Annotated in this window: 23 protein-coding genes; 20 read left to right on the forward strand and 3 right to left on the reverse strand. The window is 67.1% G+C overall.

What is annotated here, in order from left to right; translation table 11 throughout:
* Positions 1-23 precede the first annotated feature (23 nt).
* Genes tmk through GRB96_RS02935 form a run of 7 tightly spaced genes read left to right on the forward strand, consistent with a single transcriptional unit; the run spans position 24 to position 6,454 of the window.
* Complete coding sequence (gene tmk, locus GRB96_RS02905; RefSeq protein WP_420841738.1) at positions 24-623, forward strand: dTMP kinase; 600 nt, start codon at positions 24-26, stop codon at positions 621-623.
* Positions 611-1,621: a DNA polymerase III subunit delta' gene (locus GRB96_RS02910; RefSeq protein ID WP_161430370.1), complete on the forward strand. Its 1,011-nt coding sequence runs from the start codon at positions 611-613 to the stop codon at positions 1,619-1,621. Before tmk ends, GRB96_RS02910 begins: the two co-directional genes overlap by 13 nt.
* 31 nt (positions 1,622-1,652) lie before the next feature.
* Positions 1,653-1,988: a PilZ domain-containing protein gene (locus tag GRB96_RS02915; RefSeq protein ID WP_161430371.1), complete on the forward strand. Its 336-nt coding sequence runs from the start codon at positions 1,653-1,655 to the stop codon at positions 1,986-1,988.
* 39 nt (positions 1,989-2,027) lie between these two features.
* Complete coding sequence (locus GRB96_RS02920; protein WP_161430372.1) at positions 2,028-2,876, forward strand: TatD family hydrolase; 849 nt, start codon at positions 2,028-2,030, stop codon at positions 2,874-2,876.
* 10 nt (positions 2,877-2,886) lie between these two features.
* Positions 2,887-3,447: a DUF1285 domain-containing protein gene (locus tag GRB96_RS02925; RefSeq protein ID WP_161430373.1), complete on the forward strand. Its 561-nt coding sequence runs from the start codon at positions 2,887-2,889 to the stop codon at positions 3,445-3,447.
* Entirely contained in the window at positions 3,438-5,633 is a 2,196-nt protein-coding gene (locus tag GRB96_RS02930) for a UvrD-helicase domain-containing protein (RefSeq protein WP_161430374.1), read from the forward strand. The genes GRB96_RS02925 and GRB96_RS02930 overlap by 10 nt, the downstream gene beginning before the upstream one ends.
* Positions 5,630-6,454, forward strand: coding sequence for a sulfurtransferase (locus GRB96_RS02935; protein WP_161430375.1), 825 nt, complete (start codon positions 5,630-5,632; stop codon positions 6,452-6,454). Before GRB96_RS02930 ends, GRB96_RS02935 begins: the two co-directional genes overlap by 4 nt.
* Before the next feature lie 116 nt (positions 6,455-6,570).
* Here the strand turns inward: GRB96_RS02935 and GRB96_RS02940 are convergent, their stop codons facing one another.
* The gene (locus tag GRB96_RS02940; protein ID WP_161430376.1) at positions 6,571-8,238 is read right to left on the reverse strand and encodes an electron transfer flavoprotein-ubiquinone oxidoreductase; all 1,668 of its coding nucleotides are present in this window, start codon (positions 8,236-8,238) and stop codon (positions 6,571-6,573) included.
* A 379-nt stretch (positions 8,239-8,617) separates the two neighbouring features.
* On the opposite strand from GRB96_RS02940, the gene GRB96_RS02945 reads away from it, so the two are divergent.
* The 13 genes from GRB96_RS02945 to GRB96_RS03005 all read left to right on the forward strand — a co-directional run bounded on the left by GRB96_RS02945 (position 8,618) and on the right by GRB96_RS03005 (position 20,143).
* On the forward strand, positions 8,618-9,370 hold the full coding sequence (locus GRB96_RS02945) for an electron transfer flavoprotein subunit beta/FixA family protein (RefSeq protein WP_161430377.1): 753 nt from the start codon (positions 8,618-8,620) through the stop codon (positions 9,368-9,370).
* Positions 9,367-10,293, forward strand: coding sequence for an electron transfer flavoprotein subunit alpha/FixB family protein (locus tag GRB96_RS02950; protein WP_161430378.1), 927 nt, complete (start codon positions 9,367-9,369; stop codon positions 10,291-10,293). The genes GRB96_RS02945 and GRB96_RS02950 overlap by 4 nt, the downstream gene beginning before the upstream one ends.
* Before the next feature lie 226 nt (positions 10,294-10,519).
* The gene (locus GRB96_RS02955; RefSeq protein ID WP_161430379.1) at positions 10,520-11,131 is read left to right on the forward strand and encodes a superoxide dismutase; all 612 of its coding nucleotides are present in this window, start codon (positions 10,520-10,522) and stop codon (positions 11,129-11,131) included.
* A gap of 245 nt (positions 11,132-11,376) precedes the next feature.
* The gene (gene nrdH, locus GRB96_RS02960; RefSeq protein WP_161430380.1) at positions 11,377-11,604 is read left to right on the forward strand and encodes a glutaredoxin-like protein NrdH; all 228 of its coding nucleotides are present in this window, start codon (positions 11,377-11,379) and stop codon (positions 11,602-11,604) included.
* On the forward strand, positions 11,601-12,032 hold the full coding sequence (gene nrdI, locus GRB96_RS02965; RefSeq protein WP_282040691.1) for a class Ib ribonucleoside-diphosphate reductase assembly flavoprotein NrdI: 432 nt from the start codon (positions 11,601-11,603) through the stop codon (positions 12,030-12,032). Before nrdH ends, nrdI begins: the two co-directional genes overlap by 4 nt.
* The gene (gene nrdE, locus GRB96_RS02970) at positions 12,014-14,176 is read left to right on the forward strand and encodes a class 1b ribonucleoside-diphosphate reductase subunit alpha (protein WP_240894113.1); all 2,163 of its coding nucleotides are present in this window, start codon (positions 12,014-12,016) and stop codon (positions 14,174-14,176) included. The genes nrdI and nrdE overlap by 19 nt, the downstream gene beginning before the upstream one ends.
* Before the next feature lie 14 nt (positions 14,177-14,190).
* Positions 14,191-15,165 carry a class 1b ribonucleoside-diphosphate reductase subunit beta gene (gene nrdF, locus GRB96_RS02975; RefSeq protein WP_161430381.1) on the forward strand — a complete coding sequence of 325 codons (975 nt, stop codon included), beginning with the start codon at positions 14,191-14,193 and terminating at the stop codon, positions 15,163-15,165.
* A 72-nt stretch (positions 15,166-15,237) separates the two neighbouring features.
* Entirely contained in the window at positions 15,238-16,017 is a 780-nt protein-coding gene (locus GRB96_RS02980) for a DUF3450 domain-containing protein (RefSeq protein ID WP_338074000.1), read from the forward strand.
* Complete coding sequence (locus tag GRB96_RS02985) at positions 16,017-17,402, forward strand: MotA/TolQ/ExbB proton channel family protein (RefSeq protein ID WP_420841739.1); 1,386 nt, start codon at positions 16,017-16,019, stop codon at positions 17,400-17,402. The genes GRB96_RS02980 and GRB96_RS02985 overlap by 1 nt, the downstream gene beginning before the upstream one ends.
* Positions 17,389-17,919 (forward strand): MotA/TolQ/ExbB proton channel family protein, encoded by a 531-nt coding sequence (locus tag GRB96_RS02990; protein WP_161432977.1) that lies wholly within the window; start codon positions 17,389-17,391, stop codon positions 17,917-17,919. Before GRB96_RS02985 ends, GRB96_RS02990 begins: the two co-directional genes overlap by 14 nt.
* On the forward strand, positions 17,912-18,322 hold the full coding sequence (locus GRB96_RS02995) for an ExbD/TolR family protein (RefSeq protein ID WP_161430383.1): 411 nt from the start codon (positions 17,912-17,914) through the stop codon (positions 18,320-18,322). Before GRB96_RS02990 ends, GRB96_RS02995 begins: the two co-directional genes overlap by 8 nt.
* Positions 18,319-19,086, forward strand: coding sequence for an energy transducer TonB (locus GRB96_RS03000; protein WP_161430384.1), 768 nt, complete (start codon positions 18,319-18,321; stop codon positions 19,084-19,086). The genes GRB96_RS02995 and GRB96_RS03000 overlap by 4 nt, the downstream gene beginning before the upstream one ends.
* Before the next feature lie 4 nt (positions 19,087-19,090).
* Positions 19,091-20,143 carry a hypothetical protein gene (locus GRB96_RS03005; protein WP_161430385.1) on the forward strand — a complete coding sequence of 351 codons (1,053 nt, stop codon included), beginning with the start codon at positions 19,091-19,093 and terminating at the stop codon, positions 20,141-20,143.
* 101 nt (positions 20,144-20,244) lie between these two features.
* On the opposite strand, the gene dinG is transcribed toward GRB96_RS03005, so the two are convergent.
* Both dinG and rhlB read right to left on the reverse strand, forming a co-directional pair.
* Positions 20,245-22,389 carry an ATP-dependent DNA helicase DinG gene (dinG, locus tag GRB96_RS03010; RefSeq protein WP_161430386.1) on the reverse strand — a complete coding sequence of 715 codons (2,145 nt, stop codon included), beginning with the start codon at positions 22,387-22,389 and terminating at the stop codon, positions 20,245-20,247.
* A gap of 5 nt (positions 22,390-22,394) precedes the next feature.
* Positions 22,395-23,669: an ATP-dependent RNA helicase RhlB gene (gene rhlB / locus GRB96_RS03015; RefSeq protein WP_161430387.1), complete on the reverse strand. Its 1,275-nt coding sequence runs from the start codon at positions 23,667-23,669 to the stop codon at positions 22,395-22,397.
* Between the last annotated feature and the right edge of the window lie 76 nt (positions 23,670-23,745).

The following is a 23,745-nucleotide window of genomic DNA, read 5'->3' on the forward strand; positions in this document are numbered from 1 at the left end:
TTACCCTGGAAGGGGGCGAGGGGGTGGGCAAGTCCACCAATCTCGCGCGGGTCGTCGGCTGGCTCGAGGCACGGGGCCTGGAGGTCGTGAAGACCCGCGAGCCCGGCGGCACGCCACGCGCCGAGGCCATCCGCCGCCTGCTGCTCGACCCCGAGGAGCCGGAACCACTGGATGATGATGCCGAGTTGCTGCTGGTGTTCGCCGCCCGCGCCCAGCACCTGGCCCAGGTCATCCGTCCGGCCCTGGCGCGCGGCGCCTGGGTAGTGTGCGACCGCTTCACCGATGCCACCTTCGCCTACCAGGGCGGCGGGCGTGGGATAGACAGCGCGCGCATCGCCGCACTCGAGACCTTCGTCCAGCGGGGCCTGTCCCCCGACCTGACCCTGCTTCTCGACATGCCCATGACGGCGGCCCAGCGGCGCCTGGATCAGCGCGGGGAGCGGCGTGACCGCTTCGAGCAGGAGCGTGCCGAGTTCTTCGAGTCGGTCCGCCAGGCGTATCTCGCGCGTGCGGCCAGTGAGCCGCAGCGTTTCGCTGTCATCGATGCTTCCGGTTCCCGGGAGGTTGTCGGTGAGCAGATCGAGAGCGTGCTCGAGGCACGGGTGGCTACATGGCAGAGCTGAACGCGACGCCGATCACCACCCTGGAGCCGCTGCCCTGGCTGGGCGAGCGCTTCGACGAGCTGGTCCGCCTGGCCGACAGCGGGCGGCTGCCCCATGCGCTGCTGATCTCCGGGCCGCGAGGAGTGGGCAAGCGCTCTCTGGTGGATGCCCTGGCCGCCCGGACCCTATGTGCCGAGCCCGGCAGACTGGCCTGCGGTCACTGCCATGGCTGTCGCATGCTGGCTTCCGGGTATCACCCTGACCTGATGAGTGTCGAACTCGAGGAGGGCAAGCGCCAGATCCGTATCGATGCCATTCGCGAGATCAACCATGTCGTCTCCCAGACCGCCCAGCAGGGCGGCTATCGGGTCATTCTCATCGCTCCGGCCGAGGCGCTTAACGTGGCGGCCTCAAACGCACTGCTCAAGAGCCTCGAGGAGCCTGGCGAGCGGACCCTGTTCCTGCTGCTCTCGGATATTCCCTCCCGACTGCTGCCGACCATTCGCTCGCGCTGCCAGCATTGGAACCTGACGATTCCCACCGCGACCGACTGCCTCCCCTGGCTGACCGAGCGCCTTGGCGATGCCCAGGAAGCGCGCTTCTGGCTGACGGTGGCCGGTGGCATACCGCTCGAGGCGCTGCGGCTGGCCGACCCGGAGGCCAGGGCCCTGCGTCAGCAACTGGTGGAGACCTTCGAGGCGCTGGTACGGGGGGGCGAGCCGGTGGCTGAGGCGGCCCGGCTCGACCGCCAATCCATCGATGCCATCCTGTGGTACGGTATCGCCTGGCTCGAGGATCTGATTCGCCTGGGGCTCTCCGGCGACAGCGGCGGGCTGTGCAACCCCGACTTGTTGCCGCTCTATCGCCAGGCGGTCAAGAATGCACGGGTACGCGACTGGTTCCGTCTGCTCGACTATGCCCGTGAGGAGCGCCGGCTGCTGGCCGCCGGCGGCAACCCCAATCCCCAGCTGGTGCTGGAAGCCTGGCTGGTCCGCTGGTCCGCGCTGCTGCGCTCATGATGGGGCGCACGAGAACGTTAAGGAGGGGCCCATGGCCGCCCAGAAGGCTCTGTCGCTGAATATTCAGGACGTCCAGACCCTGCTGTCGGCCTATATGCCGGCGCTCGAGCGGGGTGGGATCTTCGTGCCCACTCGCGAACGCTATGAGCTGGGCCAGCAGATCTACCTGCTGTTGACCCTGCCCGGCGAGAGCGAGCGGGTGCCGATCACCGGCCAGGTGGTGTGGGTCTCGCCGGAGGGCGTCACCGGCCGGCGCATGCCCGGAGTGGGCATCCACTTCAGTGCCGCCGACCAGACCGTGCGCGACCGCATCGAGAACCTGCTCGCCGGGCACCTCGACAAGGGCACGCCGACCTATACGCTTTAAGCAGCTTCGAGCCATTCATCTGTCATCCGGATACACCGCATGTTTGTCGACTCCCACTGTCACCTCGACCGCCTCGATCCCGCCACTCACGGCGGAGACCTCACCGCTACCCTGGATGCCGCCCGGGCACGCGGGGTCAAGCAGTTCCTGGCCATCGGCGTCACCCTGGATGAGGTGCCCGGCGTCGCCGCCATCGCCCGTGAACACCATGACGTGGTCATCTCCGCCGGGGTCCACCCGCTGCACCGGGTCGACGAGGAGCCTGACGTGGAGGCGATCAAGGCGGTCGCGGACCGCTTCGGCGCGGTGGCTATCGGCGAGTGCGGGCTGGACTATCATTATCTGGAGAAGGCGCCGGGTCAGGTGCCGTCGCGGGAAATCCAGCGCGAGCGTTTTCGTCGCCAGCTGATCGCCGCCAACGAACTGGAACTACCGGTGATCATCCATACGCGGGAAGCCCGTGACGAGACCCTGGCGCTGATCCGCGAGCATACCGACCCCGCTGTTGGCGGCGTGCTGCACTGTTTCACCGAGGACCTCGAGATGGCTCGTGAGGCGGTGCGCCACGGCTTCTATATCTCGCTGTCCGGGATCGTGACCTTCCACAGCGCCAAGGCCCTGCGCGAGGTTGCCAGGCAGGTACCCCTGGACCGGCTGCTTATAGAGACCGATAGCCCCTACCTGGCCCCGGTACCCCATCGTGGCAAGCCCAATGAGCCGGCCTGGGTGGTGGAGGTGGCCGAATGCATCGCCGCTGAGCGCGGGATCAGCGTGGAGGAGGTCGCCATGCAGACCACCGCCAACTTCTATCGGCTGTTCCGTGCCGCCGCCCCGGAGGCCAGCGAGGAGATGCGTGGCATCCTGCAGGGTGCCGGGCTGGTCACGTAGGAGGAAGACAATGGACCTGGAGCCGCTGGTGGCCCGGATCGATCCCGAGGGCGAGATTCCTCCGCTGGGGGACTGGCACCCCGAACATGCCGGCGAGATGGACCTGGTGATAGCAGCCGACGGGCGCTGGATCCACGAGGGTACCGTCATGTCACGCCCGCGACTGGTGCGATTGCTTTCCACCATCCTGCGCCGGGAAGCCGACGGCCGGTATGCGCTGGTTACCCCGGTCGAGAAGCAGCTGATACACGTCGAGGATTGCCCCTTCCTGGTCGTCGATGCCGAGCCCGACGCCGACGGCCTGTGGTGGCTGACCACCAATATGGGCGATCGCCTGACGCTGGATGCCGACCATCCCTTCACCCTCAGCCAGACCCCTGCCGGAGAGTGCGTGCCCGAGGTCCCGGTGCGCTTCGGCCTGGCCGCTCGCCTCGGTCGCAATGTCTTCTACCGGCTGGTCGAAGAGGCCGTGCCGTTTACCCTGGATGACGGGCGCGACGCCCTGGGACTCCATAGCGGAGGCGTATGGCATCCGCTGGGCCTGGTCGACGGCGAAACTGCGTGCGGCTGACCGATGAACAGCGCGCCGTGGTCGAACATGGCGTCGGGCATGCGCGTGTCGCCGCGGTGGCGGGATCCGGCAAGACCACCACCATGGTGGCGAGGGTGCTGCACCTTCTCGAACGGGGGGTGGCGCCGCAGCGTATCCTGGTGCTGATGTTCAACCGGTCGGCACGCGAGGACTTCCAGGCGCGCCTGGCAGCCATGGCGCCTTCGGGCCAGCGGTTGCCGGATGTGCGCACTTTCCACTCCCTGGGCCACCGACTGAGTGGCAGCCTGACCCGCTGGGGGGCGCTGGCGCCTCGCCAGCTGCTGACCGCAGACTGGCAGCTGGAGCGCCTGCTGCGCCAGGCCACTCAGCTCACCCTGAGCGACCAGGACGCCGAGGCCAGGGAGTCGGCGCTGGATGCCGAGCGGCTCGAGGCACTCGCCCACTTCTGCGCTCTGGTCAAGGCCGAGATGGTTCCCGCCGGCGAGCTCCACGAGCGACTGGATTATGGCGAGGAGACCCGCTACTTTCCGGCCGCCTTCGAGCAGGTCGAGGCGCTGCTGGAGCAGCATGGCCTGATGGGCTATGCCGACCTGCTCTATCGCCCCCTGCGCGCGCTGGAAGCGGATGCCAGCCTGCGCGGTCGCATCCAGGGCTACCTCGATCATGTGATCATCGACGAGTACCAGGACATCAACGTCGCCCAGCAGCGTCTGCTGGCGCTGCTCGCCGGCAAGCATGCCGAAGTGATGGCGGTGGGGGATGCCAACCAGTGCATCTATGAGTGGCGTGGCGCCCATCCAGAGACCATGCTCCAGCGCTTCACCGCCACCTTCGGGGAGGCCGTGGACTATCCGCTCTCCACCACCTTCCGCCACGGCCATGCCCTGGCGCTGGCCGCCAACCATGCCATCGACGCTAATCGCCGGCGCCCCGACCAGCAGTGTCTGGCGGCCCCAGGGAATCCGCTGACCCGGATCGCGGCGGGCCAGGGCAGTCGTGGCCTGCTGGATGGCCTGGCCGCATGGCAACGGGAGGGACGGGCGCTGCATGAGGCCTGTGTGCTGGTGCGCAGCTGGGCCCTCTCCGTGCCATTGCAACTGGCGCTGCTGCGCGAGGGGATCCCCTTTCGCCTGGCTCGGGAGGACCGCTTCGTCTTTCGTCTGCCCCTGGTCCAGGCGCTGGCCGGCTACCTGCGCCTGGCGCGTGAGCCGGGGCTGCTGCGTGACCCCGCACACCTGGCGCTGCTGTTCAGCCAGCCGACGTCCTTCGTGGCTCGCGAGCGGATCGAGGCGCTGGCCCTGCGTCTGGCCGAGAGTCAGCGCTGGCCGGAGCCCCATGATCCGTTACTGGCCCCCCTGAGACCCCACCAGAAGCGCACCCTCAAGAAGCGCTGGGCGCTGCTCTGTGAGCTGCCGCGGCTGGCGGCCCGTCCCCCGGCCGAGCTGCTCGAGCACGTGGTGGCCGAGGTCGATGCCGAAAAGGTCCTCAAGCGTGCCGCGGCGCGACGCGACAAGGGCGAGGAGGACGTGCGCCTGCTCGACGTGCTCAAGGAGCAGGCCAGCGAACTGGGCAACGATACCGAGGCCTTTGTCGAGTTGCTCAGACGGCCGGTGGAGAACCGTGACGATGGCGTGCTGATCAACACCGTACACGGTGCCAAGGGGCTGGAGTGGCCTCTGGTGGCCCTTGCCGGCGTCAACGAACAGGACTTTCCCCACTATACCCGTGACAATCCGCTCTCCCCGCAGCGGCTCGAGGAGGAGCGCAGGCTCTTCTATGTGGCGATCACCCGTGCTCGGGAGCGGTTGCTTCTGTTGCATGACGGTGGCGACCACCGTCCCAGCCGCTTCCTCGCCGAGAGTGCCTGGGAGGAGTGTGATCGCCTGGCTCGCCGACTGGACGGCGTGGGTGAAGGGGCACTCGAGGTGTCCCGCCCCGGGCTGGTACGTCACTATCTCGCCAGGCTGGGCGAGGAGCTTCCGCTGGTCGGCAGCGAACCGGGAGTCGCCGAGGGCGGAAGTGACTATCGCTCCTTCGACGTGGGGCAGCGCCTGCGCCATGCTGTGTTCGGTGAAGGCGAGATCGACCTGGTGGAGGGGGATCCGGACAATCCGGTGATCGAGGTGCGTTTTCGCCATGCCGGTCGACGGCGGTTGATCGCTCGCCGGGCGCCCATCGAACTGCTCACTGGAGAAAACGCATGAGTCAACCGCTGATTGCCGCCTGGGAACTGGAAGAGGCCCTGGAGGGGGCACATCCCCCGCGGCTGCTCGACTGCCGGGCACGCCTGGGGCAGCCCGACGCTGGCCACGGCCTGTGGTGGAAAGCCCATCTGCCGGGCAGCCACCACCTCGACCTGGATCGCGACCTCGCGGGACCACCGGGGGAGGGCGGGCGACATCCCCTGCCACGCCAGGAGGCATTTACCGCGACGCTTCAACGGCTGGGAGTGGCGCCGGATGTGCCGGTGGTGGTGTATGACGACATGGGCGGCCAGCTGGCTGCCGCTCGGGCCTGGTGGATGCTGGCCTGCTGGGCCGGTCACCCCGATGTCAGGGTGCTGGACGGAGGCATCCAGGCCTGGCTGGGGCACGGTGGCGAGCTGCGCGAGGGTGATGGCGTGGCGCCCCGTCCCGGCGACTGGTCTCCCGCCTACCGCGACGATGCCTGGATGGGGGCCGATGCGGTCTTCTCCGGACGCGGTCTCAAGCTGGACGCCCGCAGCCGAGAGCGTTTCAGCGGTGAGGCCGAGCCCATCGATCCGGTGGCGGGCCATATCCCGGGGGCGGTATGCCGCCCCAGCGCCGAGAACCTGGGCGCGGACGGGCGCTTCAAGCACCCGCACCGCCTGGCCGAGGAGCTGCCCCAGGCCGATGAGGCAGTGGCCTACTGCGGCTCGGGGGTCACCGCCTGCCACACCATTCTTGCCTATGCCGTGGCGGGCAGGCCGCTGCCGCGCCTCTATCCCGGCTCCTGGAGCGAGTGGATCCGCGACCCGGCGCGCCCGGTAGCCACCGGTGAGTAATCCGGGCGTAGCCGGGCTTCGCCCGGAGCGCTAAGCCTTAAGCTACTGCAAGAAAAAACCGCCGCCGGGTCTTGCCCCGGCGGCGGTCTTGTTCAGGCTGTTATCCAGCCTCTCGCTTACATGTTCGGATAGTTCGGTCCGCCGCCGCCCTCCGGCGCCACCCAGGTGATGTTCTGGGCCGGGTCCTTGATATCGCAGGTCTTGCAGTGCACGCAGTTCTGGAAGTTGATCTGGAACCGCGGCTTGCCGTCGTCCCCCTCGACCACCTCATAGACCCCGGCCGGGCAGTAGCGTTGGGCCGGCTCGGCGTACTCCGGCAGGTTCTCGCGAATCGGCAACTCCCGGTCGGCCAGCTGCAGGTGGCAGGGCTGGTCCTCCTCGTGGTTGGTGTTGGAGAGGAACACCGAGGAGGGCTTGTCGAAGGAGAGCTTGCCATCTGGCTTCGGGTAGTCGATCTTCTCGAATTCGCTGGCCGGCTTCAGTGCGGCATGGTCCGGGGTGGTGTCGTGGACGTTGGGCAACTTGCCGCGCAACAGCTGGTCGGCGAAGTTGTAGGCGCCGCCCATGACGGTGCCGTACTTGTGGATTGCCGGCCCGAAGCTTGAGCTCTCCTTGAGCTCGGCGTAGGCCCAGCTCGCCTCCCACTTCTCGGTGAAGGCGGTCAGTTCCTGGCCACCCTCGTCGCCCTTGGCCACTGCCTCGAATACCGTCTCGGCGGCCACCAGGCCGGACTTCATGGCGGTGTGCAGCCCCTTGATCTTGGCGAAGTTGAGGGTGCCGGCGTCGCAACCGATCAAAAGGCCACCCGGGAAGGTCATCTTCGGCAGGCAGTTCAGCCCGCCCTTGGCGATGGCCCGAGCGCCGTAGGCGACCCGCTTGCCGCCCTCGAGATGTTTCGCCAGCACCGGGTGGTGCTTCATGCGCTGGAATTCGTCGAAGGGCGAGAGCCAGGGATTCTGGTAGGAGAGGTCCATGATCAGGCCTACCACCACCTGCTGGTTGTCACCATGGTAGAGGAACCAGCCGCCGTGGGTGTGCTTGTCCAGGGGCCAGCCGGAGCCATGCAGCACCAGTCCGGGTTCATGCTGCTCGGCGGGCACGTCCCACAGCTCCTTCAGGCCGATACCGTAGTGCTGCGGGTCCTTGCCCGCGTCGAGGCGATACTCCTCGATCAGGCGCTTGCCGATATGGCCCCGGGCGCCCTCGGCGAACAGGGTGTACCTGGCGCGCAGCTCCATGCCCGGCATATGGCCATCCTTGGGCTGACCGTCGGCGCCCACGCCCATGTCGCCGATCAGGATGCCCTTGACCACGCCCTCCTCGACGATGGCCTCCTGGGCGGCGAAACCCGGGAAAATCTCGACCCCCAACCCCTCGGCCTGCTCGGCCAGCCAGCGGCACAGGTTGCCGGCGCTGATCACGTAGCGGGGCATGTCCCCACCGGTGTTGTGCATGGAGGGGGGCACCAGGGCATTGGGCAGCTTCTGGCCCTTCTCGGCGTCCTTGAGCAGGTAGACCTCGTCGCGACTGGCCGGGGTGGTCAGCGGCGCGCCACGCTCGGCCCAGTCGGGGAACAGCTCCTGCAGGGCGCGGGGCTCGAAGATGGCACCGGAGAGGATATGGGCGCCGACCTCGGAGCCCTTCTCCACCACGCACACGGAGAGCTCCTGTTCCGCCTCGTTCGCCTGCTGCATCAGCCGGCACGCGGCAGCCAGGCCCGAGGGCCCGGCCCCGACGATGACCACATCGAATTCCATGGATTCGCGTTCGACTTGTTCTTCCATCTGTTCTCTCCTGACTGCCGGCTCGACGGTGCGGTTCATGCCACCAATGTCGAATCAATTTAAAACGGTCGTTTGCTTCTAGCCTGTCCCCATGATAGGCATAATAGGTCAACAAGGTCACCCCCTGCGATCGCGCAATCTTGGTGTCATGCCGGCCAGGGATCCGGGGAGTGGCGATATTGGGATTGTTGCCATGCGCAAGGGTATGGCACATTGAGACAGTTTTTTCGATGTGGCGCCTATCAAACGCTTGCATGAAACATATAAGAGCATGCCACGCCGTTCTATGCGGCTGTTCCAGGAAGGTGCGGTCGGCAGTGGCAGTACCGCACCATTGGATTTGTGATGGTTCAACTTCCGAGAACCAAGCGAGGAAATCATGAAAGTACTCGTCGCGGTCAAACGCGTCATCGACTACAACGTCAAGATCCGCGTCAAGCCGGATAACTCCGACGTCGATCTCACCAACGTCAAGATGGCCATGAACCCCTTCTGCGAGATCGCCGTGGAAGAGGCGGTGCGCCTGAAGGAAAAGGGTGTGGCCACCGAGATCGTCGCCGTCACCGTCGGTCCCAAGGCCGCCCAGGAGCAGCTGCGTACTGCGCTGGCGCTGGGCGCCGACCGCGCCATCCATGTCGAGACCGACGAGCGCGTCGAGTCGCTAGGGGCGGCCAAGGCGCTGGCCAAGCTGGTGGAAGAGGAGCAGCCGGGTCTGGTGATCCTCGGCAAGCAGGCCATCGACACCGACAACAACCAGACCGGCCAGATGCTCGCCGCCCTGACCGGTCTGCCCCAGGGCACCTTCGCCTCCGCCGTGGATGTGGACGGCGAGAAGGTGCAGGTGACCCGTGAGATCGACGGCGGCCTGCAGACCGTCGAGCTTTCCGTGCCGGCCATCGTCACCACCGACCTGCGCCTCAACGAGCCGCGCTACGCCAAGCTGCCCGACATCATGAAGGCCAAGAAGAAGCCGCTGGACGTCAAGAGCCCGGCGGACCTCGGCGTCGAGGTGGCCTCGAAGGTCAAGCTGCTCAAGGTCGAGCCGCCGGCCGAGCGCCAGGGTGGCGTCAAGGTGGGCTCGGTGGACGAGCTGGTCGACAAACTCAAGAACGAGGCGAAGGTGATCTCATGAGCATCCTGGTACTTGCCGAACATCACGACGGCGCCCTGGCCGGCGCCACCGCCCATGTGGTGGCCGCCGCACAACAGATCGGCAGCGATATCGACGTGCTGGTGGCCGGTGAGAATGTGGCCGCCATCGCCGAGTCCGCCGCCAAGCTCGACGGCGTCAGCAAGGTGCGCGTGGCCGACAATGCCGCCTATGCCCACCTGCTGGCCGAACCCACCGCGGCGCTGATCGCCGAGCTCGCCGGAGACTACAGCCACGTGCTGGCGGTGGCCTCCACCACCGGCAAGAACGTGCTGCCCCGGGTCGCCGCGCTCAAGGACGTAGCGCAGATCTCCGAGATCATCGCCGTCGAGTCCGCGGATACCTTCAAGCGCCCGATCTACGCCGGCAATGCCATCGCCACGGTGCAGAGCGAGGACGCGCTGAAGGTGATCACCGTGCGCACCACCGGCTTCGACGCCGTCGGCGAGGGCGGCAGCGCCGCCATCGAGGCCGTGGACTTCGTGGCCGACAACGCCCAGTCCACCTTCATCAAGGAAGAGCTGGCCCAGTCCGACCGTCCCGAGCTGGGTGCCGCCAAGGTGGTCATCTCCGGTGGCCGCGGCATGGGCAACGGCGAGAACTTCAAGCTCCTCGATGGCATCGCCGACAAGCTGGGGGCCGCCATCGGTGCCTCGCGTGCCGCGGTGGATGCCGGCTTCGTGCCCAACGACATGCAGGTGGGCCAGACCGGCAAGATCGTCGCCCCGGACCTCTACATTGCCGTGGGCATCTCGGGTGCCATCCAGCACCTGGCCGGCATGAAGGACTCCAAGGTGATCGTCGCCATCAACAAGGACGAGGAGGCGCCGATCTTCCAGGTGGCCGATTACGGGTTGGTGGCGGATCTCTTCGAGGCCCTGCCGGAATTGGAAAGCAAGCTGTAAGGCATGACCCGATAGGCATGAACGAAAGCCGGTTCCGTCAGGGACCGGCTTTCTGCTATCTGCGATAGCCCTGCCTTCGTCTGGTCTGCGCTAGACGGATTCGCGCTGCCTGGGGTAGGGTGGCCGAAGGATAAAAAGTGCGTGCGGTGCGGTTGAAATCCCCATGCGGCGACCGCATCTCAATGAGTTGCAGCACAATGAAAGCCACCAAAAGGAGATGATCAACATGGCACATACCCTCCCTGACCTTCCGTATGCCTACGATGCGCTCGAGCCCCACATCGATGCGCTGACCATGGAGATCCACCACTCGCGTCACCACCAGACCTACGTCAACAACCTGAACGCTGCCCTCGAGGGCACCGGCCTGGAAGACGTGCCGGTCGACGAGCTGCTGGCCGATCTGGACAAGGTGCCGGCTGAGAAGCGTCAGGCGGTGATCAACAACGGTGGCGGCCACTCCAACCACTCCATGTTCTGGCAGATGATGTCGCCCAATGGCGGCGGTCAGCCCAAGGGCAAGGTGGCCGAGGCCATCGACAGCGAGCTGGGTGGCTTCGAGGCCTTCAAGGATGCCTTCACCAAGGCCGCTCTGGGTCGCTTCGGCAGCGGCTGGGCCTGGCTCTGCGTCACCCCGGAGAAGAAGCTGGTGGTGGAGAACAGCCTGAACCAGGACAGCCCCATCTCCAACGGCAACACCCCGGTGCTGGGTCTGGACGTGTGGGAGCACGCCTACTACCTCAAGTTCCAGAACAAGCGCCCGGACTACATCGCCGAGTTCTTCAACGTGATCAACTGGGACGAGGTCGAGCGTCGTTACCAGGCGGCCACCGCCTGATCGACTGACTGACTTCCGGTCTCACCATGCAGCGCCGCGGCCCCTGGGCCGCGGCGCTGTTTTTATATTTGGCCCTTGTCCCTCTCTACTGCCCCTTTCCCCTGCCGCTTGGCTGCAGCCACTTGTGCCTCGTTCCTTTCTATACCACTACATATGGTATTTAAAGAGTGACGAATTCTATATATGGTGTATCCTTGCCTCTGTAGACGCCATATATAGTTTTCCTGCCAACAGGGAGTGTCACCATGGAGATCGAGGTCTATACCCGTCCCGCCTGCCCCCAGTGCACCGCCACCTGCCGCACCCTGGAGCGTCAGGGCATCGCCTACCGCCTGATCGACCTGGAGCGTGAGCCCCAGGCCCGCGAGCGGGTGATGGCCCTGGGCCATCGCCAGCTGCCGGTGGTGATTGCCGGCTCCGAGCACTGGTCCGGATTCCGTCCGGATCGCCTCGGCCACCTGGCCCGGGCGTGAGTGTGACGGCCGTCTCGGCGCTGCCACCGGAGCTGATCTACTTCTCGACCCGCTCCGGCAATACCCATCGCTTTATCCGGAAACTGGACCTGCCCGCTCGGCGCATCCCGATTGAGCGGGAGGCACCGACGCTGGCGGTGACGCGCCCCTTTATCCTGGTGACGCCCACCTACGGCGGGGGCGAGGCGAAGGGTGCTGTGCCCGCGCCGGTGATCCGCTTCCTCAACGAGGCCGATAACCGTGCGCTGCTGGTGGGGGTGATCGCCGCTGGCAATACCAACTTCGGCGCCGCCTACGGGCTGGCCGGACGCATCATCGCCGAGAAGTGCGGCGTACCGCTGCTGTATCGATTCGAATTGCTGGGCACGGACGAGGACGTGACCCGGGTTCGCAAGGGAGTGAGAGAGTTTTGGACACGACCATCCTGACCCCGTCGCCCCGCCAGGGGGAGGCCGCCGCGCGTGAGCTGGATTACCACGCGCTCAACGCCATGCTCAACCTGTATGGTGCCGACGGACGCCTGCAACTGGAGCGCGACCGCGAGGCGGTGCGCCAGTATTTCCTGCAGCACGTCAACCAGAACACGGTGTTCTTCCATTCGCTGGAGGAGAAGCTCGACTACCTGGTGGAGCAGGAGTATTACGAACCGGAGGTGCTCGCGGCTTATGCTCCAGGCTTCGTCAAGGCGCTTTTCGAGCAGGCCTACGCCTGGAAGTTCCGCTTCCCGAGCTTCCTTGGCGCCTTCAAGTACTACACCAGCTATACGCTGAAGACCTTCGACGGGCGCCGCTACCTGGAGCGTTTCGAGGACCGGGTGTGCATGGTGGCGCTGACCCTGGCCCGCGGTGACGAGGCCCTGGCCCGCTCGCTGGTGGACGAAATCATCGGCGGCCGTTTCCAGCCGGCCACGCCCACCTTCCTCAATGCCGGCAAGCGCCAGCGCGGCGAACTGGTCTCCTGCTTCCTGCTGCGCCTCGAAGACAACATGGAGTCCATCGGTCGGGGCATCAACTCGGCGCTGCAGCTCTCCAAGCGCGGTGGCGGAGTGGCATTGCTGCTCAGCAACATCCGCGAGGCGGGGGCCCCCATCAAGCAGATCGAGAACCAGTCGTCGGGAATCATCCCGATCATGAAGCTGCTCGAGGACGCCTTCTCCTACGCCAACCAGCTGGGCGCCCGCCAAGGGGCGGGCGCGGTCTACCTCAACGCCCACCATCCCGATATCCTGCGTTTCCTCGACACTAAGCGCGAGAATGCCGACGAGAAGGTACGCATCAAGACCCTCTCGCTGGGGGTCACCATCCCCGACATCACCTTCGACCTCGCCCGGCGCAACGCGCCCATGTACCTCTTCTCGCCCTATGACGTGGAGCGTGTCTACGGCGTGCCCTTCGGCGACATCAGCGTCACCGAGAAGTACCACGAGATGGTGGACGACCGGCGCATCCGCAAGACCAGGATCGACACCCGGGCCTTCTTCCAGACCCTGGCCGAGGTGCAGTTCGAGTCGGGCTATCCCTATGTGATGTTCGAGGACAACGTCAATCGCGACAATCCCATCGCCGGCCGGGTCAACATGAGCAACCTCTGCTCGGAGATCCTGCAGGTCAACACGCCCAGCGAGTTCAACGAGGATCTCGGCTACCGCCGCGTGGGAGAGGACATCTCCTGCAACCTTGGCTCATTGAATATCGCCCGGGTGATGGATGGCGGGGATATCGGAGCCAGCGTCGAAGTCGCCGTGCGCGGCCTGACCGCGGTGGCCGAGATGACTGACATCGCCTCGGTGCCTTCGGTGGCTAACGGCAATGCCCGCTCCCGGGCTATCGGCCTGGGTCAGATGAACCTGCATGGCTTCCTGGCTCGGGAGCATATTCACTACGGCTCCGAAGAAGCGCTCGACTTCACCGGCGTCTACTTTGCCTGCGTGGCTTACCATGCACTGCGCGCCTCCAACCGGCTGGCCATGGAGCGCGGCGAGAGCTTCGCCGGCTTCGCGGCCTCCGCCTACGCCAGCGGTGCCTTCTTCGACAAGTACACCGAGCGTGACTGGCGACCGAGCACCGAACGCGCCCGGGCGTTGTTCGAGCGTCTCGGCATCGTGCTGCCCACTCGCGATGACTGGGCGGCCCTCAAGGAGTCGGTGATGGCGCACGGGCTTTACAACCGCTACCTGCAGGCGGTGCCTCCCACCGGATCGATCTCCTACATCAACCACGCCACCTCCAGCATTCATCCAGTGGCCTCGCCCATCGAGATCCGCAAGGAGGGCAAGCTGGGGCGGGTCTACTACCCGGCACCCTACCTGGACGACGACAACCTGGCGTTCTACCGCGACGCCTACGAGATCGGACCCGAGGCGATCATCGACACCTACGCCGCGGCCTCGGAGCACGTCGACCAGGGGTTGTCGCTGACGCTCTTCTTTCCCGATACCGCCACCACCCGGGACATCAACCGTGCCCAGATCTATGCCTGGCGAAAGGGGATCAAGACGCTCTACTACGTGCGCCTGCGCCAGAGTGCCCTGGAGGGCACCGAGGTAGAAGGCTGCGTTTCGTGCACACTCTGACGGAGGGATCCGACATGACGACGGCAACATCGCGATTGACCCGTGTCCAGGCCATCAACTGGAACCGGCTCGAGGACGACAAGGATCTGGAGGTGTGGAACCGCCTGACCAGCAACTTCTGGCTACCCGAGAAGGTGCCGCTCTCCAACGACATCCCGTCGTGGAACACCCTGAGCGAGCCGGAGCGGCGGCTCACTATCCGGGTGTTCACCGGACTGACGCTGCTCGACACCATCCAGAGCAGCGTCGGGGCGCCGACGCTGATGCCCGATGCGCGCACCCCCCACGAGGAGGCGGTCTATGCCAATATCGCCTTCATGGAGGCGGTACACGCGCGCTCCTACAGCTCGATCTTCTCGACGCTGTGTGCCACGCGGGAGGTGGACGACGCCTTCCGTTGGAGCGAGGAGAATCCGACCCTTCAGGCCAAGGCCGAGCTGGTGCTCGAGCGCTACCGCGCCGAGGACCCGCTGATGCGCAAGGTGGCCAGCGTCTTTCTGGAGTCGTTCCTGTTCTATTCGGGCTTCTACCTGCCGATGTACTGGTCGAGCCACGCCAAGCTGACCAACACCGCCGACCTGATCCGCCTGATCATCCGCGACGAGGCGGTGCACGGCTACTACATCGGCTACAAGTTCCAGCAGGCCCTGGCCGAGGCGAGCCCAGAGCGCCAGGAGGAGGTCAAGGCCTATGCCTATGACCTGTTGCTGGCGCTCTACGACAACGAGGTGGCCTACACCGAGTCGCTCTACGACGAGGTGGGATTGACCGAGGACGTCAAGGCGTTCCTCCACTACAACGCCAACAAGGCACTGATGAACCTGGGCTTCGAGGGTCTCTTTCCCCAGGCGCTGTGCGACGTGGATCCCACCATCCTCGCCGCACTCTCGCCGGGGGCTGACGAGAACCACGACTTCTTCTCCGGTTCCGGTTCGGCTTATGTCATCGGGCGGACGGTCGCCACCGAGGATGAGGACTGGGCCTTCTGATCTGCGTCATTGATAATTGTTATCATTTTTGCGATGATCCGGCGTCATTCGAGATCGCTCAGGGAGCCTGACGTGAAGAGGACCGGACATCTGCTGATCGGGGTGGCCACCGGCTTGATGCTGGCGGCCACCCCGCTGATGGCCCAGGAGCTGCTGGAAGCCACTGGTGAGGCCCAGCGCGCCCAGGCCGAGCTACAGCAAAGGATCGATGCCGCCGACGACGCCAGTCGCGAGATGTTGGCCGAGCTACGTCGCCTGGAAGCCGCTACCCGCCGGCTCGAGGCGCGCAGCGACACCCTGGCGCCACGGCTCGAACGCCAGGCGCAACAGCTGGACGCTCGGGAAGCGGCACTGGATACCCTGTCCGAGACGCGTGAGACGTTGCCCGAGGTCGAGCAGGCGCTGACCAGGCGCCTGGGCACATGGGTCGAAGGCGATCTGCCGTTCCTGACGGAAGAGCGCCTGGCCCGGGCCGAGGGCCTCGAGAAAGGCATGACGGACCCCGACACTACCACCGCGGAGCGCCTGGATCATCTGCTTGCCGCCTGGCGCAGCGAGCTGGACTACGGCCGCGAGCTCGACGCCTGGCGCGGTACCCTCGGGCAGGGCGAGCAGCGCCGCGAGGTGGACTTCCTGCGCCTGGGGCGGGTGGGGCTCTACTACCTGACCGCCGACGGACGAGAGGGTGCGGTCTGGCGCAGCGATGCCAAGCGCTGGCAAGCGCTGGATGAGGCGGCCCGCGTCGAGCTGCGCCATGGCCTGCGCATGGCCCGTGACCAGCGAGCACCGGAACTGCTGACCCTGCCGGTTTCCCACCCCATCACGCCGGCCAACGAGGGGGATGCCTCATGATGGCGACCGTCACATCCGCTGCCGGGCGCATGGTAGCGACAGCCCTGGCCGCATTGTTGCTGGTCACGGCACTGCCCGCAGCCGCTCAGGAGGATCCCCTGACCACGCTGCGCGCCGAGCGCGAGGCCGCAGAGGCCCGGGACGCCGCCCGACTTGCCGCGCTGGTCGAGGATCGTGAGGCGCTGGAGTCTGCCCTGGACGAGGCCCGCCAGGTGCACGCTGCGGCTGAAGCACGAGGTGCCGAGCTCGAGTCACGTCAGGCCGAGTTGCAGGCGCGGGATTCGGCCCTGGATGAACGCCAGGCCGAGCAGGGGGGTGACCTGGCGGCGGTACTGGACGTGCTGGCCCGGCACAGCGGCGAGCTGCGCGACTCCCTGGGACAGAGCTGGATCACGTTGGGAGGCCCTGATCTACCGCCACGCCTGGATGATGCCGAGGTGCTGCGTCCGGAACACCTCGAGACCCTGGGCGATGCGCTGATGGCGCTGACCGCCGAGACTGGCCGCATTCGGGCGTTAACGGCGCCTGTTGCCGGCAGCAACGGCGAGATCCGCCCCCGCGAGGTGGTGCGCCTGGGCGACCTGGCGGCATTCAGTGGCGGCGAGCTGCTCCAGCGCGGGGCCGAGGAGGGCGTACTCTCCACGCTGGCGCGCACGCCGGCTGAGGTCAGCGAGCACTTGAGCGCCTTTCAGGCCGGCAACGCCGAGACCGTCGTGCTGGACCCCACCGGTGGCGATGTTCTGGCGGCCCTGGGCCAACGCCCCAGCCTGGTGGAGCGTTTCCATCAGGGGGGGGCTGTGGGCTATGTCGTGGTGGGGCTCGGCGCTTTCGGCCTGCTGGTGGCACTGGCCCAGTATGCCTATCTGCTCCGTGTCAGCCTGGTGGTAAGGCGTCAGCGTCGTGACCTGGCCGACCTGCGTCAGGACAACCCGCTGGGCCGTGTGCTGCTGCGTTTCCGGGCACTCAGCGACGAGCCGGTTCCCGAGGCGCTGGAGGCGCGGCTCGACGAGGCGGTGCTGGCTGAGATGCCACGCCTGGAGCGCGGTCAGCCGCTGGTCAAGCTGCTCGCCGCGGTCTCCCCGTTGCTCGGCCTGCTGGGCACGGTGACCGGCATGATCGTTACCTTCCAGGCGATCACCGTGTTCGGCACCGGCGATCCGCAGCTGATGGCCGGTGGCATCAGCCAGGCCCTGGTGACCACCGTGCTGGGACTGGTTACCGCCGTTCCGCTGCTGTTTGCACATACCGCCCTGACCGGGCGCAGCCGTCAGCTGGCCGGCATTGTCGAGGGCCAGGCCAGTGCCGCCCTGGCCGAAACCCTCGAGCACCGCCAACCCTCATCCGTCGCGTCCAGGAACAAGCGCCGTGCTGATGCCCTGGCTTGAGCCGATCGCACGGCTGATCGATGCCGGTGGCGTGGTGCTGGTCGGCATCGCCGCGGTAGCGGCCCTGCTCTTCAGCCTGGCACTCGAGCGGGTGCTGTTCTTCCGCCTCGCCTACCGGGGAGCCCGCCAGCGCCTGATCCGGCGCTGGACGGCGCGCGCTGACCACCACAGCTGGAGCGCCCTGACCCTGCGTGAGGTGTGGACCCGCCAGCTGATCGCGCGACTGCGCCGGCCGTTACCCTGGCTCAAGCTGCTGGTGGCGCTCTGTCCACTGCTCGGCCTGCTGGGTACCGTCACCGGCATGATCAGCGTCTTCGACAGCCTGGCATTGAGCGATACTCACCAAGCCCGCGCCATGGCCGATGGGGTCGCCCGGGCGACTCTGCCGACCCTGGCCGGAATGGCCGTGGCCGTGGTGGGGCTGCTGTTCACCAGCCGACTGGAACAGATCATCCGGCGCGAGGACCAGCGGCTGCATGACCGCCTGGCTCGAGCCGTGGAGGAGAGTGATGCGTAGACGTCGCAGCGTTGCCGGCGAGCCGGGGGATGCCGGAGAGATCAACCTGACCCCGATGCTCGATGTGGTCTTCATCATGCTGATCTTCTTCATCGTCACCACCAGCTTCATCAAGGAGAGCGGGGTGGAGATAGAACGTCCCGAGTCGAGTGCTGCCACACCGCGCCCGGATGCCCAGCTGATGGTGGCGATCACGCCGGAGGGAGCCGTCTGGGTGGATGGCGAACCGGTGGACGTGCACCGGGTGGGTGACGAGGTGGCCGCCCTGGTCAGCGACGATGGCGCTGTGGTGATCCAGGCCGATCGAGAGGCCACCACGGGCCTGCTGATCGAGGTGATGGACCGCCTGCGCCAGGCGGGAGTGGAGAACGTGGCGGTGGCCGCCACGCGAGGCGCCTCATGACACGGGTTGTTGTCTCGGTGCTCTCCGGCCTGGGACTGGCGCTGCTGCTGTTCTGGCTGCTGGCGCTGCTGGTCACGCCTCCCGAGGCGGAGGTCGAGGTCATGGAAATGACCATGGCGCTGACCAGTTTTGAGACAGCCGAGCCCGAGGCGACTCCGCCGCCCGCCGAGGCCGAGCCCCCGGCGCCCGTGGAGCCGGCGCCGCCGCCTCCCTTGCCCGAACCGGCCCCGCTGCCCCGCAGCGAGGTGACGCTGCCGGAACCCGAGCTGCCGCCAGAGACCGCCGAGCCGCCGGAACTGGATACTCGTCTGCCGGAGTTGAGCGAGGTTCAGCCCGAGCCTCGCCTGGAGCCGCGGCCTGCCTCTCCGCCGGAACCCCGTCCCCAGGCAGAGCCCGAACCCCAGGCGAGCCCGGCACCACAGCCGAGCCAGGAATCCTCGGTGCCATCGTCCGCGCCCTCTGAACCCGCACAGGCCGAAGCGGCCAGCAATGCGCCGGTGGATGTGGGGCAGGTCGCGCCCACCAGTCGGGTGCCGCCCGAGTATCCCGCGCGGGCCCAGCGCCGCGGCCTCGAGGGGCATGTCGAGGTGGAGTTCGTGATTCGAGCCGACGGTAGCGTCGACCCCTCGAGCATCCGCGTGCTCTCCGCCCGGCCATCCAATGTCTTCGACCAGGCGGCCAAGCGAGCCGTATCACGTTGGCGCTTCGAATCCGCTGAGGGGCTGCGTCGCGCTCGCCAGCGCCTGGAATTCGAGCTGAGGTAATGCCATGTCGAGAGTTCTCCTGCCTGTTGCGCTGCTGGTCACTAGCTGGTTGGGGGGCGCCACCGTGGCCTGGTCGGCGCCACCGCTACCGGCCTCGTTTATCGCCGATCTCGAAGGACTCCAGGCGCGCCTGGAGGCCGGTGACCTGGCGGCAGTGATGGAGCGATCCGTGGCCCAGGCCGAGCGTCTGGCCGGGGGCAATGCCGCCGATCGCTGGGCTCGCGCTCTCTATCTGCAACTGGCGGCGGGGGCGGCGGCACGTGACGGGGATCTCTCCTTGGCCGCCGACTACCTCGGCCAGGCGCGTCGCGTATCCGGCATCGAGCCGGATCATCGCGATCGCTGGCAGCACGACGAGGCCGGGTTGCGCCTGGCCGCGGGCGAGACCCGGGATGGCGCCAACCTGCTGGCCGAGTGGCTCGAGGGCCACTCGGGCGAAGCCCGGGATCACTGGCGTTTGGCTCGCGCCAGGGCCGAACTCGAGCAGTGGGAGCTGGCCGCCGAGCATGTGCGGCATGCGCGTGGCATGACTGAGCAACTGGATGAGGGGCAGCGGGAACTGGCCGTCACGGTGCTGCGCCGCGCCGGGGACGAGGCAGAGGCTCTGGCGCTCCTGGGTGGCGGGCTCGCCACGAGCCGCGACCCTGAACGCTGGCGAGTTGCTGCAGCCCTGGCACAGCGTGCCGGCAATACCGGTCAGGCGGCATCGATCTGGGAGGCGGGCTGGCGCGCCGGCGTATTCACCGGGGCCGATGACCTTCGCCGGTTGGTCGAGCTGCATCTGGCCGGGGGCACGCCGGCCCGGGCCGCCGAGCACCTCGAGGCCGCCCTGGCAGAGGGGACCCTGGAGGACAGCGAGGCGAACCGGCGCCTGCTGGCCCAGGCCTGGGAGCGGGCTAGGGATCGCGAGCGCGCCCTGGCCGCCTGGCAGCGGGTGGCCGAGCAGAGTGGGGCCGGCGACGATTGGGCGAGGCTTGGTCAGCTCGCCCATGCCTGGGGACGTGATCAGCTGGCCGAGCGGGCTCTGGACCGCGCCGGGCTGCGCCCGGAGCTATAAGCTGTGAGCTTTAAGCTTTAAGAAAAAAACCGCTGCCACCGCTTATCTCGGTGACAAGATCCCGGCTTACGGCTTACGGCTTACGGCTTACGGCTTACGGCTTACGGCGCCTGCTGTACCCCGTCGATCTCGCGGACGAAGGGCGGTAGCGAGTCGAGCAGTGCCCGCCCGTAGCGCCGGGTGAGTACTCGCCGGTCGAGGAGGGTGATGCGGCCGTGGTCGGCCTCCTTGCGGATCAGACGGCCACAGGCCTGGACCAGCTTGATGGAGGCGTCCGGCACGCTGATGCGCATGAAGGGATTGCCACCGCGGCTCTCGATCCATTCGGCGAGCGTCGCACCCACCGGATCGTCGGGCACCGCGAAGGGCAGTCGGGTTATGACCACATGGGTCAGGTAGTCGCCGGGCAGGTCGATGCCCTCGGCGAAGCTCGCCAACCCGAAGATGATGCTGCCTTCCCCGGCATCTACCCGCTCGCGGTGGCGGTTGATCAGCTCGCGCTTGGGCAGCCGGTCCTGGGCCAGTACCCGTTCGGCCAGGGACCTGGGCAACGCCTTCTCCACGGCGCGCAGCTGGGCCCGGGACGAGAACAGCATCAGCACCGCCTCCTGCTTCCCGAGCCCCTGCACGAAGTCGACGATGGCGCGCTCATGGCCCTCGCGATCGGCGGGGTCGACGGCCTCCCGGGGCACGCTGAGCACCGCCCGCGAATAGTCGAAGGGGCTGGGCAGGCGCTGATAGCGATAGCGGTTGGCCAGCCCGGCGCGCTCCTGCAGGCGTTCGAAGCGACCCAGGGCGGTGAGCGTCGCCGAGGTGACCACGGCGCCGAAGGTGGTCCCCCACAGGCTCTTGGCCAGGGTGTGGGCGGCCGACACGGGGCTCGCCGCGAAGGTCAGCTCCGGCTCGCCGCCGAAGCGTTCCAGTGTCAGCCAGCGCGCCCGCGGTGGCTCTCCCTCGGGGTCGACCTCGCTGAAGGCCTGCCACAGGGCGTGGGCCTCCAGGGCGCGGCCATGGAGCAGCGCCACCAGTGGCAGCCACGCCTCGGCGGCGTCTCGAGGCAGGCCGGTGTGCTTCTCGGGGTCGAGGCTCTCGCGCAGGATATCCGCCATGCTCTCGAGGGTGCGGGAGAGCTCGGCAAACAGCGTGACCAGCGCCGCGGCGTGCTCGCGCAGTGCCTCCGGGGCGCGTCCCATCTCGAAGCGGTGCTGATGGAGCTCCTCGCCGTCGCCGAGTCCCTGGGGACGCCCGGCCAGCTGATGGCCCAGGGCGAAGGCCTCGCCGAGTCGTGGCTCGGCGGCATCCATCGCCTGGGGCAGGCTGGCCAGCAGCCGGGCCAGGGTGGGCTGTACGCCCAGGGCGGCGTTGAGCTCGCTGAGCGACTTCCTGAGATTGCGCAGCCAGCGCAGGCCGGAATTCACGCCGAAGCGATAGGTGAAGTGGTTGAGGGCCTTGTCGGGAAGGTGATGCCCCTCGTCGAAGACGTGGATGCAGTCACCCGGGTCGGGCAGTACCACGCCGCCGCCCAGGGAGAGATCGGCCAGCACCAGGTCGTGATTGGCGACGATGATATCGGCCTGTTCCATGTCGCGGCGGGCACGGAAGAAAGCGCAGGCACCGAAGTGGCCACAGCGCCGGTTGGTGCACTGCCGGTGGTCCACGGTCAGGCGACGCCAGTGCTCATCCTTGATCGCCTCGGGCCAACTGTCGCGATCCCCCTCCCAGCGGCCACTTCCGTAGGCGTCGCCCAGGGTCTTGACCAGCGCTTGGAAGTCGTCACCGCCACTGTCCAGGGCCTGCTCGAACATCGACAGGGTGGGGTTCTCCTCGCCGCCATCGAGGGCCTGGTCGAGGCGTGCCACGCACACGTAGCGGCCACGTCCCTTGGCCAGGGCGTAGCTGAAGTCGATCCCGCTGTGGGCCTTGAGCGCCGGCAGGTCCTGATGGAGTACCTGCTCCTGCAGCGCCACCGTGGCGGTGGAGATCACCAGCCGCTTGCCGCGGGCCTTGGCCACCGGCAGGGCGGCCAGCAGATAGGCCAGGGTCTTGCCGGTGCCGGTGCCCGCCTCGAGCACGCAGACATGCTCGTCGCTTGTGCGCTTGCCGGACTCGTCAGCCTCGATGCCTGCCAGGGTGCGGGCGATCTCGGCGATCATCAGGCGCTGGCCGTAGCGGGGCGTCAGCCCGAGGCCCTCCAGCGCATGGCGGTAAGCGGTCTGGATCTCGCGCTTGAGGGCCTCGTCGAGCATCGTGGCTACAGCAGTCCTTCGGGCGGATGCTCGCAGGGCAGCTTGTCGCCGATGAAGCGCTCGATCTCGGGCAGCGAGAAGGCATCTTCCTCGCCCACGAAGCTGATCGATACGCCCTTGGCGCCGGCGCGGCCGGTGCGGCCGATACGGTGGACGTAATCCTCCGGGTCTTCCGGCAGGGTGTAGTTGATCACGTGGCTGACGTCCTCGATATGGATGCCGCGACCGGCCACGTCGGTGGCCACCAGCACCTGGATCTCACCTGCGCGGAACTTCTCGAGCGTTTCTATGCGCTGGTTCTGCGGCACGTCGCCGGAGAGCATGGCCACGTCGATCCCCGCCTTGCGGAGCAGGTCGTCGAGCTTGCGCACCAGGTCACGCCGGTTGCCGAACACCATCACCCGATCGAAGCTCTCCTGCTGCAGCAGCTTGACCAGCAGACGCTGCTTGTCGGCATCGCCGACCATATAGACGCGCTGGTCGATATCGGCGGCATTGTCGACGGTCACCGCGATCTCGACGTGGGCCGGTTCATGGGTCCACTGGCTGGCGAGCTCCAGGATGTCCTCGGTGAAGGTGGCCGAGAACAGGAAGGTCTGCCGCTCTTCCTTCTTCGGCGTATGGCGGATGATACGCTTGACGTCGGGAATGAAGCCCATGGAGAGCATGCGGTCGGCCTCATCGAGCACCAGCACCTCGACCTGGGTCAGGTCGACGTCGCGCTTCTGATGGAAGTCGAGTAGGCGTCCCGGCGTTGCCACCAGGATGTCGAGCTTGCCGCCCAGGGCGTCACGCTGCTTCTGGTAGTCCATGCCGCCGACGACACTGGCCACCTTGAGATCGGTGAAACGGGCCAGTGCCTTGGCATCCTTCTCGATCTGCAGGGCGAGCTCCCGGGTCGGCGCCACGATCAGCGAGCGCGGCGCCCCGTTCTTCTGGCCGTTGGGACGCTCTTCCTCGAGGAAGTAGGCGATGATCGAGATCAGGAAGGCGGCGGTCTTGCCCGTGCCGGTCTGGGCCTTGCCGACGATATCTCCGCCGAGCAGGGTGTGCCCGAGGGCCTCGGCCTGGATCGGCGTGCAGTACTCGAAGCCCAGCGCATGGATGGCGCGCATCAGCGGCAGGGGCAGGTCGAAGTCGTGAAAGCGCCACTTGCCGGCCACCGGGGGTACCTGGAACTGGCGCAGGTCCCAGTTCGACTGGCGACGGCGCGGCTTGCGACGACGACGCTTGGGCTTGCGGTTCTCGGCCGGGGCCGTGGTCTGTTCCGACTCGCTCATAGGCTTGCTGTCTTTCCGTATCGATAGGGTAGTCGTGTGATGCAAACGGACATTGTACCAGTCTATGCGACGAAGG

Origin of the sequence: Halomonas alimentaria, assembly GCF_009902005.1 — a bacterium.
In the GTDB taxonomy this organism is placed as follows: domain Bacteria; phylum Pseudomonadota; class Gammaproteobacteria; order Pseudomonadales; family Halomonadaceae; genus Halomonas; species Halomonas alimentaria.